Source organism: Vibrio sp. 10N.222.55.B11 (assembly GCF_041473705.1).
GTDB classification, from domain to species: domain Bacteria; phylum Pseudomonadota; class Gammaproteobacteria; order Enterobacterales; family Vibrionaceae; genus Vibrio; species Vibrio crassostreae_C.
This window is the reverse complement of the sequence record NZ_JBFRST010000055.1, coordinates 149,234-168,184: the sequence shown is the minus strand read 5'-3', so window position 1 is coordinate 168,184 and position 18,951 is coordinate 149,234. Positions and strand designations below refer to the sequence as shown.

The window sequence follows — 18,951 nt, the reverse complement described above, 5'->3', positions numbered from 1 at the left end:
ATAAACTGTATGATCGTTACAAATTTGTATGGTCGTTATAACCTTGTTTTATCGTTATAAACAGTAGCTGCAGACGAAATGGCGTTCTCGTTTAGAATATTCGATTAACCTAAATTACGATTGAAGTAGCCCATCATGCGCCAAGGTCTTCCTACTCTATTATTTGCACTTGCTCCATGCTTAATGACGCCAGCTGTTTTTGCTGAGGCAACACCACCAGCGATCGCGTCATCTGTCACCGACATTGAAAGCTCACTTTTTGAAAAGCATGCCGACTTAACGGCTGTTGAAAAGAAATTAGCCGACAAACAAAACGAAGTCGACAATCAGGCGCAGCAAACGGCACGTCTAGCTGAGTTATCAGCTCAAGCAGAGCAAACACTCGCAAAGGCAAAAGCCAGCCTAGAGCAAGATTACACGCGCATGATTGATGATCCCGATTTCGATATCTCGCTTGCTCAAAAACGCTTCCAAGACGCTTGGAAAACCGTAAAAGAAGGCAAACTTGCGATTTCAGACTCAGAGCAAAAGCAGCAAGGCTTGGTGATGGAGCTTGAGGCTATCCAAGCCGAGAAAGCCGCGGCAGAAGCTTCAATCGCAAACCTAAACCAAGACAAGCTAAGAGCAAGAGCAGAGCGACTAAGATACGAGATCACTCAGACGGAAGAGCAAACTGTTAGCTTTACCAACCGTTGCAGCAGCGATATGACACTGGCGCAGTGTTCAGACCAAACGGTGACTTTGGCACTTCAAAAAGCGGTAAAACAATTCCAACACAGCCTAATCGATAACGCGACTGAATCGAAAACAGTGAAAGAGCACCTTGCGTCTGCTTCGCTGAACATTCACGTTCTGCAACACAAAGTGAAATCCTCTGGCTTCTCTGAAGATAACCGTTACCGAGCGGTGATTGCGGCGAACCTAGAAACTCGTCCAGATAAGAACACACCTTGTCGCCTGCTTGGTATTCAGTCATCAAACTGTTTCACACAAAGCGAGCAACAAGCCAACGACCAGCAAAAAGAAGTTGCTTGGGTTAACTTGGTGGTGCGTTCAAATCAATACAACGACAATGTTTCTATCAACGGCGTGAACTATGGCAGTACACCGGTTGAAGTGATGTTACCGACGGGCCAACACATGGTCACGATCGAAAAAGAAGGCTACCTTTCTTTCCATCAAGAGCTGAAGATAGCCCGCGATCACAACCTACGAGCCGTATTGCAAGCGAAACAGAATTCATTAAATGTCGGCACCAAGTTTGCCGATCCGATGGGTAACGACATTCAGAGCCCTGAAATGATTGTTGTCGGCTCGGGTCGCTACCTACTGGGTGAAAATAACGCACAACAAGTGACGATCAAACAGCCGTTTGCATTAGCCGCAACACCAACCCGTGTTCAAGACTTCAAAGCATTCGTAAAAAACACAGGCTACCAGACAGACGCTGAGCTGATGAACACCTGCGATACATTCGTCAATGCAGAGATCACAACCGTTTCAGATAAAGACTGGCAGAACCCAGGCTTTAAGCAAGCTAATAACTCACCGGTAGTTTGTGTTAGCCAAAACGATGCCAAAGCTTATACACGTTGGCTATCTAAAAACACCGGCTTCACTTACCGCTTGCCAACACCACAAGAGTGGGAAGCTGCAGCAAGAGCTGGCCAAGACACCAACTTCTGGTGGGGCAATGAATTCCGTTCAGGCAAAGCCAACACTGGCTGGGCGGGTACACCATGGTCAAACGTTAGTACATCTCCGGTTAAGTCATTCCAACCAACACCAACAGGCTTCTACGACATGGTGGGTAATGTATGGGAATGGACAACCGTTCAAAAAGGCCTAGCAAAAGGTGGCGCGTGGAGCTTCTCTCCTGAAGAAGCAAAAGTGTTTAACGAACTGTACGTACCGCCTTCAACGGCAGCGAACTATCTAGGATTCCGAGTAGTACGAGAGCTGTAGGCTCCCAATCACAGGCTCAGAATCCCAAATATTTACTCTAGGTTCTCAATTATCACATTGAGCAGCATTTATAGGGGAATTCCCCCCTTATGCATAAGCACTCCTAGGAGTAGATTCGTCGATAGAGTAGTAAGTCACTCTGGGTATCAAATTGATGCCTCAGTTTAATTTACCTGACCCTCGTAAATTAGACTGAAAATCTTCTACATGTCGACAAGGCATATCTTGTCTTTAGCCAGCCCCTCTTCAGGCTGGCTTTTTTTTGCCTGATTATCACCCTTTATGCCCATCGATTCTCCGTGATTGACACAGTTAATCAACAGTCCGTTTAACTGTCAGTCACCCCTTATTTTTCGTACTCTAATTGCCATTGCAGCGCTATAAGAAACTGATATCATTGCCATACCTCAGCTTACGAGATAAAACCTTGCCAGATCCACTCAACTCCATACATCGTTCTTTATTCGAACAACTTCCAGGCTGCTGGGGCTGCAAAGATACTGACTCGGTCTTCGTGTATGCCAACCTTGCTTACAACCAATTGATTGGCTTAATACCCAATGAGACTTGTACTGGCTTGACCGACTTCGACATGCCCAGTCAAACCACTGAGTGCGCACAAGATTTCAGGGCTCAAGACAAACATGTGATGGATACACGCAGTACCCTTAAGATTCTCGATATTCACCCCTATCCAGACGGACGCTGGCACGCCCATATCTTTACTAAAACACCATGGCTTGATGACGACGACAACGTCCAAGGCACCATCTTCTATGGCCAAGAGCTTACCGATACCGCGATCTTAGAGGTCGGTCATTGGGTTTGTCAGGCCACAGGAACAAAAGGCGATCAGGCATCGCTTGCGGGGTCAGAGCCGCGCGTGTCTAAGCTGCAAAAGCGGCTGACTTCGAGAGAATCAGAGGTACTGTTCTTACTGCTTTTCGGCAAGAAACCACAGTACATCGCGTCGACGTTAAACATTTCAATCAAAACGGTCGAAGGTCATGTCGCCAGATTGAAACAGAAGTTTGATGCACGCAGTAAAAGCCAATTGATTGAGTATGCATTGGATTCAGGATTGGGCTCAGTGATCCCAGAAACTCTGCTCAAAAAACAGATCTCTGTTGTTCTTCACAGTGACTGATTGACTGTTCAGCTGAAAATGCAGACAAAAAAATGCCGTTGATTTGATCAGTCTAATCAACGGCACTTTTGGATCTGTTAAGCAGCTAAGCGATCAAGCAGCCTAAGGCGCTAGACGATCAATATCCCAACTGTTGTCTTGGCGAGAGAACAAGAAACGGTCGTGCAAGCGGTGTTCACCACCCTGCCAGAACTCAATGCTATCAACACGAACTCGGAAGCCACCCCAGAAAGAAGGCACAGGAATCTCGCCTTTGGCAAACTTCTGTTTAAGCTCTAGATACTTACCTTCTAAAATCCCACGCGCTGAAATGCGGCTACTCTGCTTACTTGCAATCGCGGCCAATTGGCTCTCTTTTGGACGTGACGAGAAGTACTTCATATTTTCCATAGCGGTCAGCTTTTCAGCCGTGCCCGTAATATGAACTTGTCGTTCGAGTGGATGCCAAGGGAAGTGCAAACTGATTTTGCTGTTGTGCTCAAGCTGGTGCGCTTTGCGGCTACCTAAGTTGGTGTAAAAAACGAACCCGTCTTTATCAACATTCTTCAGCAGAACAATTCGTTGGAATGGCTGACCATTTTCATCAACCGTAGCAACTGTCATGGCAGTAGGGTCCGTCAACTTCGCTTCAATGGCTTGCTCTAGCCATAGATTGAATTGCTCAATCGGGTCTGCGGCCAAGTCTTTGCGTCTCAATCCACCCTTAGCGTATTCGCGACGAATATCTGTCAGTTCCATTTGCTTGCTCCTTTAAATTTTTTTGTGATTTTGCGCCGTAATCCTTTGAAACACAAGTCTAAGCCATGGTTTTGTCTCACAGAAGGTGCTCTGTGTTAACAAGATCTCGGTACTCTCTCCATCATATTGATAATCTTTATACAAACCGATGACAAGCTGAGATCCGAGTGACCAAAATACTGCCTAACCTAATGACACCCTTTGTTTTATTCTCATTGTTATTGGGAGCTGCAGGGCTGACCGCAACCCACTTTATGGCAGTACAATTCCAAGAAAAAATCGTCACTCAGCAACTCGATGAAGCAGCAAGTAAAGCCAATCTACAAATCGACTCTGAATTGGATAAATTCAAACAGATCCCGGATTTACTCAGCCATGACCCGCGCTTGCTCTCTTATTTTGACTCATCACCACGAGCAGACAAAATTTCCGCTGCGCAGCTCAATCAATTACTATTTGAATGGTCGAATCAAAGCCAAGCCGACACCATCTATATTCACGACCCGAGCGGTACTGTGGTCGCTTCCAGTAATTACCAAAAGCCTCGTACCTTTGTAGGTGAGAACTTCTCGTTTCGTCCCTACTTTGCTTCTGCCATTCAAGGTAACAACACACAATATGTCGCGCTAGGCGCTCGTTCGAACGTACGCGGTTATTTTCTGTCTTCACCGCTGTATGTTGAGAATCACATTGTGGGGGTTATCACCGTAAAAGTGAGTTTAGAAAACCTCGAAAACATCCTGACCAGCGACGACTTTGAGATCGTAGTACTCGACTCGAACCAAGTGGTCTTTCTATCAAGCCAAGCTCCATGGCTTTATCATTCACTGTTGCCATTAACGCAGCAACAACAAACAGATATCGCACTTCAACGCCAATACGGTCAAAGCGAAATTTCGATCATCGAAGCCTTTCGTTCTTCAAGATCTCAGTCAGAAGCTAGCAACGCCAATCAATCTAGCAACCTTCAATCCAATGAAATCCGAAAAGAGCTCACCGCCAACCAGTTATTCAAGCTTGGTGCTTTTAATCTTTACCCCGCTACCATCAGCAACAACCAGTACCAAGTCGTCGCCCTAAAAGAGACCAGAGCTGAACTTATTAAAATCTTTCAGATCGATGTCATCTTCGTAGTGATTTACAGCTTGGTGATGCTCATCGCTTGGTCGTGGCGCCAGACTTATCTCGCGAAAGTGGCGTTGACCCGACTCAACCAAAACCTAGAGCAAACCGTTGATAAACGTACCCACTACTTGAAGCAATCCAATCAGCAGCTGCAACAAACCCTTTTTCAATACCAAGAGTCGCAGTCGAAGTTGAAACAGACAGAACAAGAGCTGACACAAACCGCAAAACTAGCGGTACTCGGTGAGCTGTCAGCCAGCATTAACCACGAAATCAACCAACCACTTGCAGCACTGCGAACCTACAGTGAAAACAGCTTAAAACTGCTTGAAATGGAACGAACCGATTTAGTGAAAAGCAATCTTGAGAAAATGATTGGCCTCAACAACACCATTACCGACATCATCGCGCGACTCAAAGTCTTTACTCGCAAGGTCACCAAACAAGAACATCATGTGGCGAACCTGCATCAAGCGGTCAATAACGCCACTAGCATTCTCAGTGCGCTGATGATCAAGCAAGGCATTACGCTAAGGCTAAGCACGGTGCCAGATGACATCAATATTGCGATTCATCCAACCGAACTCGAGCAAGTACTAGTGAACCTGATTCACAACGCGACTCAAGCGCTGCAACAACAAGTTCTTGAACACAAAATCTTGCAGGAGCAACAAAACCTGGAAAGCGTTGACCAACAGGCTAGCCCACAGATAGGCATCGAATGGCAACTGCATCATGACGCTTGTCAGCTGATCATTTGGGATAACGGAATTGGCATGCCGAACGATAAGCTAGAACAGCTGTTCGACCCGTTTTTTACCACCAAACCGGAAGGCTTAGGGCTAGGGCTTTCAATATCGAAACGGATTATTGAAGCGTATCACGGCACGATCAGCGCGAACCGATTAGAGCCTTCAGGCATGGTATTCTCGCTAAGCATCCCGTTATATAACGATAAGGGCTAACACGCCGTTTTTATCGCTGATTAGAAAACGAATCTCACATACTGCTAAGGACTCGACTTTTGCACTCTATGCCTAAACTCTATTTTGTCGACGATGAACCCGCCATTCGAGACTCCGTAGAACAAGCCATGCTCATTGAAGGCATCGATATCGTCTGCTTTCCCAATGCTATTGAGGCATTAAAGAAAATAGATACCACGCAAGCCGGAATTGTCATCACCGATATTCACATGCCAGTGATGGATGGCATTCAATTAACGCAAAAATTACTGAGCCAAAACCCTCATTTTCAGGTCATCGTACTTACCGGACATGGTGACGTGCAAACCGCGGTATCCGCAATGAAAGCCGGCGCTTACGATTTTCTGGAAAAGCCATTTGTGGTCGATGCCCTACTCACTGCCGTTAAAAAAGCCGCAGATAAACTCGCACTGGTTGAAGAGAACAACCTATTGCGCAAAGAGTTGGCAATGCAAAATCAGGTTGGCCCGAAACTGATTGGTCAATCACCATCAATGCAGGCATTACGCCGAGAATTGATCACCCTAGATACCAAAACTAACCCACTTCTATTATTTGTTGGTGATTTAGGGACGGGGAAAAGGGTCACAGCACAATACACCCATGATTTACACAGTCATCAAACCGCGGAGCTTTGCCCTGTCGCTGCGTTTAATTTGCCACGCAGTGACGAAGCGACATTCCATCAGTTTATTTTGCAACTGTTCTTGAAGCATCAAGGTGGAACACTCTATATCCATGAGACAGAAGCACTAACTCAGGATCAATGGCTGTGGTTAGCGAACCTAAAACCTACTCTACTTCGTGAAAACTCATGCAAGACCAATGCAACTTGTATCATTATCGCAACTACAGTAGTTCCTACTACAATTACAGGTGAACTACGCCGGTTTAATTTACTACCCTTGGCGCAAAGAACGGAAGATATTGGCTCTTTATTCAAACACTTTGCTCGTGGTGCGGCCAGTCGCTATCAGCTGCCACCCCCCGTCATTACAGAAAAAGAGATTCAGCGACTCATTGCAACGCATTGGACGGAGAACATTCGTCAGCTTCGCCAACATGCTGAACTCAGAGTGCTGACTCAAATTAAGCAGCCGTCGCTCGACAGCGATACTGATGAGCAAAATGAACTCGATATGAGCATTGAAGAGCAACAACAGTCGTTGAACCAACGCACCGATAGCTTTGAACAAATTATCTTGATTGAGGCGCTACATCGCCATCAAGGTCGTTTAAAAGAGGTACAACAAGAGCTGCAGGTGTCGCGAAAAACACTGTATGACAAACTAAGAAAGCACCAACTCGATAAAACAGATTTCAAGAACCGATAAGTCTTAAAAAATATATAAATTCAAAGATTTAAATGAGCAAAATCTTAACATTTATCAAAAGTAAGAATACACTCAATAGGCTTGCACTTTTATTTAGCGAACAAGGACTGTTATGAGTCAGAAAAATTTCAGCAAATTGAACGAGACCGAGCTTGAGTATGTCGATGATAAAACAGCGGCACTACTCCTCAATACGCCCACCAGTGCGCGAATTATGTTGTGGGTGATCGTTCTGTTTTTTATTGCTGCTATTGGGTGGTCTGCATGGGCAGAGATCGACAAAGTTACCGTTGGCCAAGGCAAAGTGATCCCCTCCTCTCAGATCCAAGTGGTACAAAACCTTGAAGGTGGCTTGGTTAAAGAAATCTTAGTTAAAGAAGGCCAACGCGTTCAAAAAGGTCAACAACTGCTGTTAATCGATGACACACGATTCCGTTCTGACTTCCGCGAACGTGAACAACAAGTCGCGAACTTGACCGCCAACGTGTTAATGCTTTCCGCTTCCCTGACCAGTGTTGTCATCAATGAAGAATTCTCTGAAAAAGAATGGAAGAAAAGTGTCACTCTCGATTATGGCAAGCTTGCGTTCCCACCTAAATTCTATGAACTTCAACCTCAACTGGTTAATCGTCAAAAAGCAGAATACCGTCAAGATCTCAATAATCTGAGAAACCAGCTTTCCGTTTTTGATCAACAAGTTGAACAGAAACAGCAAGACCTAGTTGAGATTAAAGCGCGTGTTCGAAACCTAAAACAGAGCTACCAGTTTGCTCGCCAAGAACTGGATATCACCAAACCTCTCGCCGATGAAGGGGTGGTACCACGAATTGAATTACTTAAACTGCAAAGACAAGTGAACGACACTCGCCGAGAAATGACTTCGAGCGAGCTAAAAATTCCTCTTTTACGCTCAGCAATCAAAGAATCCATGCTCAGCCGTATTGACGCCGCACTGAACTTCCGCTCCGAACAACAAGAAAAACTCAATCAAGCCCAAGACAAGCTCTCTGCAATGACCGAATCTGCCGTTGGCCTAGAAGACAGAGTAAACCGTACCGTGGTGGTTTCTCCTGTAACAGGCACCGTTAAAACATTGGGTATTAATACTGTCGGCGGGGTTATCCAACCGGGTATGGACATCGTTGAGATTGTACCAACAGAAGACTCTCTATTGGTTGAAGCGAAAATCGCCCCGCAAGATATCGCGTTCCTACGCCCAGAATTGACTGCCATCGTTAAATTCAGTGCTTATGACTTCACTAAGTACGGTGGTCTAGAAGGCGTGTTAGAGCACATCAGTGCCGATACCACTCAAGATGAAGAAGGCAATAGCTTCTATATCGTGCGCGTGCGCACCGAAAAACACAATTTTGGACAGAACGAAGAGTTGCCAATCATTCCAGGTATGACCGCCTCTGTCGATATCATCACGGGTAAAAGAACCGTGCTTGAGTACATGTTGAAGCCACTATTAAGCGCTCAAAACAATGCACTAAAAGAGTAATGACGTTTGATGTTTGATAACGCCTTTCAATACACAGCAAATAGACAAGAGCAGAGGCTATGAAGTCTCGGATTTCGCTATTGCTGCTGGTCCTCACCTCTTTCACCTCTGTGGCGCTCAACAAGAGCGACCAACGGTGGATAGATGCAGTGACCAAAACCTACGGCGATAGAGCCGGAAAGCGAGTGGCAACATGGCGCTCAAATATGACGTCATACGACGGATTAAGTGAAAAAGAGAAGCTCAGGTCGGTGAACCAGTTCTTCAACCAGATGTACTTTGTCGATGACAACATACTGTGGGGAAAGAATGATTACTGGGCAACACCACTGGAATTTTTAGGCAGCAACGCCGGTGATTGTGAAGACTTCACAATCGCAAAATACTTCTCTTTGCTTGAACTGGGCGTCCCAGATAAGAAATTACGATTAGTGTACGTAAAAGCACTGGAACTAAACCAGTTCCACATGGTGTTAGCTTACTACTCAACACCGAGTGCAGAGCCATTAATTTTGGACAACTTAAACCCTGAAATTAAACGCGGTTCCAAACGCCCAGATCTAAGACCAATTTACAGTTTTAACGGTAAAAACCTTTGGTTGATCAAGTCGGCAGCAGGCAGCGGCAAGTTGGCAGGGAAATCTTCAAGATTGAGCTTATGGAACGACTTACGTTCACGTGAGCGCTCTCTAAAATTAAACAAACCCATTATCAATTACGATGAGTAGGTACAATGACTTTATATAAACAGCTTGTGGTCGGGATGGTTGCAGTGTTCATACTGCTGATGACGTCAGTTTTTATGATCGAATTCAATACCACCCGTGGATACTTAGAGGAGCAGCAACGCTCTGAGGTAAGTAATACCATTAATACTGTTGGACTGGCTCTCGCCCCTTACCTAGAAGAAAAGGACAAGGTGGCAGTGGAGTCTGTTATCAACGCCCTGTTTGATGGCAGTTCTTACTCAGTCGTTCGATTGATCTTTCTCGATAGCGGTGAAGACATTCTCCGCTCATACCCTGTAAAGCCAACTGGCGTACCAGAGTGGTTTACCAACCTAAACCTGTTCGAGCCTGTTCATGACCGCCGCGTGATCACCAGTGGCTGGATGCAATTGGCCGAGGTCGAGATCGTAAGTCACCCAGGCCCTGCCTACGATCAACTTTGGCAAGCATTCATCCGCTTACTGAGCATATTTGGCACGATCTTCTTGCTCGGTTTGGTGTCTATCTCTTGGATCCTTAAGCGCGCTTTACGCCCGCTCTCGTTGATCATTACCAAGATGGATCAGATCGCCAAGAATCAGTTTGGCGAACCTCTGGCTCGTCCAAAGACAAAAGATCTCACCTTGGTTGTCGATGGTATCAACCACATGTCGACTCAAGTTGAACTGGCATTTAAAAACCAAGCGAAAGAAGCTCAGAAGTTACGTGAAAGAGCATATATCGACCCTGTATCTCAGCTAGGTAACCGAGCTTACTACATGTCTCAGTTAACTCAATGGTTAGAGGAGTCGAGCTTAGGTGGTTTAGCGGTACTTAAAGCGGAGTTTATCAGTGAAGAGTACGATGAAAAGGGCTATCAAGAAGGTGATGCCTTGGTTCATCAACTGGCTGAACAGCTGCAAGCTTCAATTTCATCTCCAGATATCACCATCGCTCGTATTTCTAGTGACGAGTTCGGTTTCATCATGCCAAACATTGATGAGAGCGAACTGAAACTTGTCGCGAGCAGCATCGTAAACTGTATCCAGAGCCTAGGTTCAGACCCAACAGGCACTGCGAATCCACATATTGCTCTTGGTGTGACCTACAGCAACAAGCGTAAAACCAGTACTGAAATCATGTCGCTGGTGGATAACGCACTCTCAAGTGCCAAGGCGAATCGAGAACTTGCTTACGGCTACGTAACCGCAGACGATCACGGCGCAGTGATGGGCAAACAACAATGGCGTATGTTGGTTGAAGAAGCGATCATCAACGACCTCATTACCTTCCGTTTGCAGGCTGCAAACAATGCCTTTGGTAAAACGTATCACCAAGAGGTGTTCTCTGCGATTGAAAAAGATGGCGTGCGTTACGGTGCTAACCAGTATCTATACGCGCTAGAACAGCTTGAAATGAGCCACATTCTCGACCAATACGTTATTGAGAAGATGGTTGAAAAGCTCAATGCAAAAGAAGTAACCAGCCCAGTCGCTATTAATCTCTCGCCAAGCAGTATATCTCAACCAAGCTTCATCCGTTGGATCGGTAAGGCGCTTGAACAGAATGCTTCAATCGCTCACCTGTTGCACTTTGAGATTCCAGAAAACTGCTTCATCAACGTTCCGCACTACACGGCACTTTTGTGTAACACCATTCGCAACGCTGAAGCGGTGTTTGGTGTCGATAACTACGGACGTAACTTCCAATCACTGGATTACATCAACGAATACCGTCCAAGCTATGTGAAGCTAGATTACCTGTTCACACATAACCTTGATGACGAAAAACAGAAGTTTACCTTAACGTCGATCTCTAGAACCGCTCACAACCTAGGCGTCACCACCATCGCGTCTCGAATAGAAACTCAGACTCAGCTAGATATTCTGTCTGATAACTACGTAGAAGTGTTCCAAGGCTTCATTGTTGATAAATAGTTGTAAGGGTTATATCACATGCAAGATCCACTATTGAACTCACTGATCTACGTTAGCCGGTATTACGGGTTAGCTAACTCGCCCGAAGCGTTGATCAATGGGCTACCACTATCCGATGGAAAGCTAACCCCTTTCCTATTCCCACGCTCTGCTGAACGAGCAGGATTAGTGGCAAAAGAAAACCGTTCCGACTTAGAAAAGATTCCTCACCTGATACTGCCTGCGGTCTTACTACTTAAACAAGGTGAGGCGTGCGTTCTCAACAGTATCGATTTAGAGAAGCAAGAAGCGGAAATCATTACTGCGGAAAGCGGAATGGTGCCAATCATCATTCCTGTCGAAGAGCTGAAAGAACAATTCATCGGCCGCTACTTCTTGGTAAAGAAACAGTTCCGTTATGATGAACGTTCACCAGAAGTTCTAAAAACACGTAAAGGGCATTGGTTTTGGAGCACGATTTGGGAATCTAAAAACATCTACCGAGATGTGTTGATTGCCTCCATTCTTATCAACATCTTCGCGATTGCCGCGCCGATGTTTACACGCTTGGTGTACGACAAGGTAGTTCCCAACCTCGCCTTTGAAACTTTGTGGGTGCTGGCAAGTGGTATCTTTGTCGTGTTCCTATTCGATTTGCTGCTCAAATTGATGCGCAGCTACTTCATTGACGTTGCCGGTAAGAAATCCGATATTCTCATTTCCTCCAAACTGTTCAGTAAAGTACTGGGGATTCGTATGGAAGCGAAGCCTGCTTCTGTCGGTGCTTTCGCTAAAAACTTGCAAGAGTTCGAATCCATTCGTGAATTCTTTACCTCTGCAACCATTGGCTCGTTAATCGACCTCCCCTTCGCACTGATGTTCTTAGCGCTAATTTGGTTAATGGCTGGAAACCTTGTGTTTGTTCCCGTTGCTGGAGTGGTCATTTTGATCGTCTATGCATTGCTAATCCAAGGTCCACTGCGCCGTACCATTGAGGAAGGCTCTCGTCTTGCTTCGCAGAAGTACGCGAACTTAATCGAGAGTTTGGCAGGGTTAGAGACGGTTAAGCTGTTCAGTGCGCAAAGCCAATTCCAATTCCGTTGGGAAGAAGCCGTTGCTCACATGGCGAATTGGAATATCAAAAGCCGACGCATCACAGACAGCATCCAAAACACCGCAGGTTTTGTTCAGCAGAGTACTAACGTAGGTATGATCATCTTTGGTGTGTACCTGATTGCGGAAGGTGAGCTTACGATGGGTGGCTTGATCGCTGCGACCATGCTGAGTGGCCGAGCGATTGGCCCGCTTGTTCAGCTGTCTTTGCTTTCGACTCGTTACAACCAAGCAAAGTCATCAATGACTCTGATTGAGCAAGTGATGTCGATGCCTGATGAACAAGAAGAAGGTAAACGCTACATTCACCGTCCGATTATTCAGGGCCATATCGCGCTAGATAAAGTGACGTTCCACTACCCAGATTCACCAGTGGCTTCAATTAGAGACTTAACCCTCAATATTAGTCCTGGTGAGAAAGTAGCAATCATTGGTCGTATTGGTTCAGGTAAAACCACACTAGAACGTCTGATTATGGGCCTGTACAAGCCCACAGAAGGCCATGTACGTATTGATGACACGGATATGGAGCAACTGCATCATGTCGACGTACGACGCAATATAGGTTGTGTTCCGCAAGACAGTAACCTGTTCTACGGTTCAGTAAGAGACAACATTACTTTAGGTCGCCCTTTGGTGGATGACCGTGACGTAATGGATGCGGCAAACCGTGCAGGCGTAACTGCGTTTACTCAGCAAGATCCTGCAGGTTTGGAACGCCAAGTGGGTGAAGGTGGTGCTTTGCTGTCTGGTGGTCAACGTCAGTCAATTGCCATTGCAAGAGCCTTCCTAGGACGCCCCCCAGTATTGTTAATGGATGAGCCGACCAGTGCTATGGATAACCGTTCAGAGATGCACATCAAGCACCAGCTTAACCAATTGCTACCAAGCGAGACGTTGATTCTGATTACACACAAAACGTCGATGTTGGACATTGTCGATCGAGTGATCGTAATGGAGAAAGGCTGCATCATTGCAGATGGTCCTAAAGCACAGGTTCTTTCAGACCTTAAACAAGGCCGAGTGAGAGCCGTTAGTTAGAGCGCTCAAGCCACCTAAATAATTATCAGTAGAAACCAAAAGGGGAGCATCAGCTCCCCTTTTTTATTTGTCAGTATCGGCACCTTAACCATACGTAACTTTGTGTTCAGCACAAAAGTCTACAAAGCAATATCCTCTTGCTCCATCTTGAATGAACATTGGATCTCGTATTGGTTGAATGAGAAAACACTTCCGCCATGGGTTCGCTTGGTTGTGACTGTCTCATCACCAAATTGAATCGTCACTCGGGTATACACTTTTTCGTGAACCTCTACCGTGCATTCAGCAAGGTTGGTTTCAAACTCCGCTTCGAGTGTATCTAGCTGCGACTTTGTGTTTTCTATTGCGAGGTTATTCTTCTCACGTTGCTGCTCTATTTCTAGGGCTTGCTCTTCGCTTCTCTCTGCTTTCGGGCGCTTCTTAAATTCTAACTCTTGGCGAATCACACCCATGGTTTGCTCTTGAGTGTATTTATAAGTTTCCTTCAGCTCAGCTATCTTTTGGCGGTAACCATCGTAGCGCGCAAAACCATGTACCTTAGTTGCGGTGTCTCCCTCAACACCTAAGAAGACACATTCTACTTTTCCGCCAACTTTGGCTTCACCACCGCTTAGCGTGCCGTGTTTTTTCAAGCTGTCCATCACGATAAGGTTGTTACCACAGCGAATGTCGTTACTCATACTGTGCACACCAAGTCGAAGGTCATTGGCCGTTTGTAGCTCGGCATTCTGTGCGTAGCTTGCTGTGATAGAACCTTTGCTAAGTACTTTACAACTTTTTGGCTCACTCTCTTTAGTCGTGTGGCCGATAATGCCTTTGGCGACTTTGATATCCCCCTGGGCTTGAACTTCGGCCGATTCGATAAAGCCACCAACCGTAACACTTCCGGTCGCCTTGACGATCATACCCGGCTCGATGTTGCCAGAGACAAACACATTACCTTTAAATTTAACGTGCCCAGTTGAGACATCGACGTTGCTGACACATAAAGCGTCATCCACTTCGATGGTTCGATCTTTAATGATGGGCAATCCAGGGTGTGAGGCGAGTAGTAAATTGGGATCTTCAGGGGAGATGTAGGTGCCCTTTCCAGGCTTGATTAAACTGTCTTGTCCAGGAAGCGGTGGGATAATTCGGCCTTGAACGGTAAAGCCAGCGATACCTTTGGTAGCGGGGGTACGTTTCATTAAGTGATCATTTTGACCAACGGTAATGGTTTGTCCCAAGTCTCGCATATCAATCTTGCCTTCGTCTTTGCTGCGAGGCTTCAAGACTTGGCGAGTAATGTCTTCAACCAAAGCGGCAAACTTAGCGTCTTTACCTTTTACTGGTTGTGTCCCTTTAGCTACGGGCTGAGTAAACTTTTCACCGGACTTAAGTTTGCTACTCATCATCAGAACCTTTCTGAGCGCTAACTTATTTATTCCTTTTGTTATTTGAGCTTGAGATAAACACTGAATGATGTCGCTGCCACGCAGCGGGTGTCCATTGTAGGGACCAGTGACCACGAGACTCGCCAACATCTCATCATCAGACAGTTCGACCGCAACAGTGGCATTTCGAACTTCGGCAATCAAGATTCCTTCATAAGCTTCACCCTTACCTTCTTTAGCAAGAGTAACGAAACGCAACACCTCTTCTTCGAAAAGAAAATAGTTTGATGCATTCAAAGCTTCCAAGGTTGGTGGCAGCGTCTTGTTATCAAAGCTTGCGTCAACCACAGTCCCGGTTGGCAGACATGCCATTACTTGTTGCTTGTCTTCCGACAATGTAACGATGTTATCCCACATTCGAATTGAGTATCCCTAATGACTCAGTTGTTATTCAGTCTATATAATTCATTCTGCGCTGAGTATCACATTATTAGAATAATCAGCGTCACATCACTTACTTTCGATTCTGCAAACATGACTCATAAATAAGACTTACACATTTTATGATCTGCTTCGCCTTTACAAATACATAGGAAAATTTTTTCAGAATATTTCGTGCGATTGAATGTTGATTCGATGTAGGGCTAGATAGTAAAGGCGAATAGCTTTAGAAGATTAAAGGCTGTAGTGGAGAGATGAAACAGAAGTGATGTAACAGATAATCAGGGTAAAAACGGATTTGAATATGGAGCTTCAGTTTACAGTGTAAATCCAAGATTCTAATTTACACTGTAAATCTAATTTGTAGCGGTCAGTCTATTTAAATGATGGCTAGCCTATTTACACTGTAAATTTGCTAGCAAAACATCGACATCTTTACGAAACTGAATCTCTGCTTGTTTACGACCAACAAGATTAAACTGTTCAACACAAGTCCCCCACTCTTTCTGCTGAACAACCTTTGCGATGAGTAAGTCAGAAATACCTATGTTTCGATCGTTACTGAGTAGAATCAAGTTCAGTACGCTGAAGCTGATCGCATCATAACTGTTGCCACCGTTCACGTAATTTCTAACTAACTGAGTTTCAAACTCACTAACGGTGTGAACACTCTTTGGCAGCAGTGCTCGCACCATATCGGTTTCAAGTGAAACCAAAGAACCTGAAACAAGAAAACAGTAGCTACGCTCGAAGTGATTTTGAACTTGGTTTATCCAGCCTTGAGAGTTTGAGTTAAGCGCCTTAACCATCAGAACCGAGTGACAGCCACTGGCCTGATCTCGCTGGTGGCCGATGTGCACAGCTTCAAATTCACTACCACGCCAAAAAGAAATCAATTCGCTGGTCGCGCCAAAGCTTGTCGCCAGATAATCTGCTTTGCTGGTTTGCTGTGATAACTGAGCCAACATCCAACGGCCAATACCCAAACCTTGATGACGCGCTGAAATAGCAATGCGCATCACTCGAAGGCAACGACTGCTCGCCGCATGAGTACAGCCAAGTTGGTTTGCCAGTAATACTGGAGCAAGGTGACCTTGAGGCCTGCGTTTTCCAAGTTGAATTTGAGTAATCAACTCGCTGTCCAAACCACCCTCTTCCGTCACTAACATACAACCTAAACATTTATCTTGCTGCCAAGCGGCGTATAAACGGATTGCTGGATTGTTGAGAAATTGCATTAAGTCATTTGGCGAGGTCTGATAGTGCGCATCCACGAGAAGAGAAAAACATTGTTGTAGCTGCTCAGGATTAGCCAAGCATTCTGATTTTGATAACTCGCCCAAGTTTAATTGGTTGATTGCGTCAGCAGACAAGCCTTCGATTTCATCAACCGCCGATTCAGTGACTGATGCGTCATTACCAAGTAGGAAGAAATCAAACAACCAAGCTTCTAGCGGATCGTTGCTATTCCAACGAATCGGTTGTTCGAGCTTAAAGCCTTTCCACCCCGGACGATGCTCAGAAAGCCAAGACTCAAACTTAATACCGAACCCTCGTCCACTGCCTTCGTAACCGTGTACCGTGGTCGAAAAAACCATACGGTGATAGATGTCGACCATGGATTTAAGCATCGGAATTGGAATTGTAGCCGCTTCGTCAACAAATAGAAGGTCACAATCGGGCTTGGATTTAAGTAATTCATCTGGCGCGACGAATCTCAAACTTCCCCCTTGATGGCGAATGTGAGTAGCGTTGACCACTTCGCAAGATTCTAACCCTTGGCCAGCATGAGAAAATACCGGCTCTACCGCTTTCACTGAAGGTGCAGTAACAATAATATTAAAACCGTGACGCTCAACTAACAGCTGCGCTGCGGCAATACCCAATGTCGAGCTTTTACCACGCCCTCTATCCGCAGTGAGAATCAAAGGACGTTTACGATGTCCAGACACCACTTTTTTGACTAATTCAACAGCCGTGTTTTGCTGTTCAAATTTATCCAATCCGTTTTGGGCGCTTTGCATCTGAGGAAGAGCGTGAGTTGCTTGAACTACATCGCCGGCTTCATTGTGTTGTGAAACAGAAATCAGTTTATCGAAATGACGTTTTAACCAACGTTGGCCAAAGCTTTCACTATCTTCAGAGGCATTAACTTTTGGCGGCAACACCAACAACAACCCACCACCAACTAACGAACCCAACGCGGCACTAAAACCATTCGCATCGAACTGCTCTCTAAAATCACAAACAAGAACTTGGCACTCACGACCAAGCAGTTGTTGGCCTTTTTTTACTGGAGCATGAATCACACCTTCAAATGGCGTACCGCCAACCTGGAAGATGCTCGGAGTGTTTGAATCTTGAAGGAAGGTAAAAACAGCAGAGTTTTGCCAATCAAAATCGCCATCAAAGACCACGCCGTAACGGTGATCGTTATGCTGAGCAATATTAGAAAGTGTATGTAGAAAAGTGTTGGTTGGGTTTGTCATAGTTAGCGTCCAGATTCATCTAAACACAGTTTATCACAGCCAAATAAAAAGCCGCATAAAGCGGCTTTAGAGGAGTAATGAAAAGTCGTCGACTTAGTCGAGCTTCGATTGTACGAAGGCGAGGATTTCTTCCATTGTTGCGTCATCAACTTTCTTAAGGTTCAACGCCAAGTTTGAACCCTTGCGGCTGTATGATACGCGGCCCTTAATAAGCTCAACTTTTGGAGAAGCTTTCTTCGCTGGCGCTGGCGCCAATTCAAGAATCCAACCTTCCAATGTTTCGGTCACGTCTTTGGTTAGACGAGTTACGCCTTGAGCTTCGCTACGCTGCCATACAAAACCTTCAGAAGCATCACACTTAGTCAGCAGTGTTTGCTGCTGTTCACTCGTCAATCCACCAAACTGCTTGTGCAGTTTAACAATAGTTGGACGACCAAGGTCGCTCACATTTGGGTAAGCTTGTAGCAATTCAAGTGGCAAAGCGGCTGCTTTCAATGCACCACTCACCAAAGCTTCACTGCACTGGAACATTTTTGCCAGTGCTTTCTGGTCTTCAGCTTCGCCTTTGTCCAGCTTCGCTTGCATCTCTTTGCCCTTCTCGTAAAGAGAAAGCGGTTTATGAGCGTTAGCTACGTCTGATAGGAACTTAGCGTGTTCGCCGTTAATGTTTTCAGCAACATAGATTAGGAACTCTTTGTCAGCCAAAATACATGACATACGACGACGGCTACCATCAAGAACTTCAATCTTACCGTCTTTGTTCTTACGACCAACTGCTGGGTATTGCTGACCACGTTCTTTCAATGTTGTAAGAACATCAGAAAGCGCATGCTCGTTTAAGAAAGATTGCTCACGAGCATTCTCTTCAAAAACAACCGTTCGAGTAGCCACTTCAGCCGCAGGAATTCGAACCAATTCAAATGAAACCAAATCTTCGCCAGCAACAGAAAGCTCAATCACTTGAGCCTGCTCTTTTGCCGCTGTTTGCGCTTCTTGTGGTGTTGCTACGCGACGTTTGTTTGCTTTACCAAATAGCTTTGCATTTAAGTCAGATGTTTTAATTGCCATTGTT

Annotated in this window: 12 protein-coding genes; 8 read left to right on the top strand and 4 right to left on the bottom strand. The window is 45.5% G+C overall.

The features are described from left to right. Window positions 1-135 precede the first annotated feature (135 nt). Together AB4503_RS19585 and AB4503_RS19580 are read left to right on the top strand one after the other, a co-directional pair. On the top strand, window positions 136-1,965 hold the full coding sequence (locus AB4503_RS19585) for an SUMF1/EgtB/PvdO family nonheme iron enzyme (RefSeq protein ID WP_372110386.1): 1,830 nt from the start codon (window positions 136-138) through the stop codon (window positions 1,963-1,965). A 364-nt stretch (window positions 1,966-2,329) separates the two neighbouring features. Further along, a complete protein-coding gene (locus tag AB4503_RS19580; RefSeq protein WP_372115608.1) occupies window positions 2,330-3,112 on the top strand; it encodes a PAS domain-containing protein in 783 nt (260 codons plus the stop codon). Between the two features lie 102 nt (window positions 3,113-3,214). On the opposite strand, the gene pdxH is transcribed toward AB4503_RS19580, so the two are convergent. After that, window positions 3,215-3,850 carry a pyridoxamine 5'-phosphate oxidase gene (gene pdxH / locus AB4503_RS19575; RefSeq protein ID WP_017061203.1) on the bottom strand — a complete coding sequence of 212 codons (636 nt, stop codon included), beginning with the start codon at window positions 3,848-3,850 and terminating at the stop codon, window positions 3,215-3,217. Window positions 3,851-4,017: 167 nt separating this feature from the next. On the opposite strand from pdxH, the gene AB4503_RS19570 reads away from it, so the two are divergent. The 6 genes from AB4503_RS19570 (at window position 4,018) to AB4503_RS19545 (ending at window position 13,576) form a co-directional block, all read left to right on the top strand. Further along, a complete protein-coding gene (locus AB4503_RS19570) occupies window positions 4,018-5,940 on the top strand; it encodes an ATP-binding protein (protein ID WP_372115607.1) in 1,923 nt (640 codons plus the stop codon). Between the two features lie 68 nt (window positions 5,941-6,008). Beyond that, complete coding sequence (locus tag AB4503_RS19565) at window positions 6,009-7,295, top strand: sigma-54-dependent transcriptional regulator (protein ID WP_372115618.1); 1,287 nt, start codon at window positions 6,009-6,011, stop codon at window positions 7,293-7,295. 112 nt (window positions 7,296-7,407) lie between these two features. After that, entirely contained in the window at window positions 7,408-8,799 is a 1,392-nt protein-coding gene (locus AB4503_RS19560; protein WP_017061206.1) for an HlyD family type I secretion periplasmic adaptor subunit, read from the top strand. 59 nt (window positions 8,800-8,858) lie between these two features. Then, window positions 8,859-9,527 (top strand): transglutaminase-like cysteine peptidase, encoded by a 669-nt coding sequence (locus AB4503_RS19555; RefSeq protein WP_019823329.1) that lies wholly within the window; start codon window positions 8,859-8,861, stop codon window positions 9,525-9,527. Window positions 9,528-9,532: 5 nt separating this feature from the next. Next, a complete protein-coding gene (locus AB4503_RS19550) occupies window positions 9,533-11,443 on the top strand; it encodes a LapD/MoxY N-terminal periplasmic domain-containing protein (protein WP_372115606.1) in 1,911 nt (636 codons plus the stop codon). 18 nt (window positions 11,444-11,461) lie between these two features. Then, window positions 11,462-13,576 (top strand): type I secretion system permease/ATPase, encoded by a 2,115-nt coding sequence (locus AB4503_RS19545; protein ID WP_017061209.1) that lies wholly within the window; start codon window positions 11,462-11,464, stop codon window positions 13,574-13,576. A 119-nt stretch (window positions 13,577-13,695) separates the two neighbouring features. On the opposite strand, the gene AB4503_RS19540 is transcribed toward AB4503_RS19545, so the two are convergent. From AB4503_RS19540 to AB4503_RS19530, 3 genes are all read right to left on the bottom strand, one after another. After that, window positions 13,696-15,366 (bottom strand): DUF342 domain-containing protein, encoded by a 1,671-nt coding sequence (locus tag AB4503_RS19540; RefSeq protein ID WP_017066343.1) that lies wholly within the window; start codon window positions 15,364-15,366, stop codon window positions 13,696-13,698. Window positions 15,367-15,785: 419 nt separating this feature from the next. After that, entirely contained in the window at window positions 15,786-17,879 is a 2,094-nt protein-coding gene (locus AB4503_RS19535) for a GNAT family N-acetyltransferase (RefSeq protein ID WP_372115605.1), read from the bottom strand. 93 nt (window positions 17,880-17,972) lie between these two features. Beyond that, window positions 17,973-18,947 (bottom strand): ParB/RepB/Spo0J family partition protein, encoded by a 975-nt coding sequence (locus tag AB4503_RS19530; RefSeq protein WP_017061212.1) that lies wholly within the window; start codon window positions 18,945-18,947, stop codon window positions 17,973-17,975. Between the last annotated feature and the right edge of the window lie 4 nt (window positions 18,948-18,951).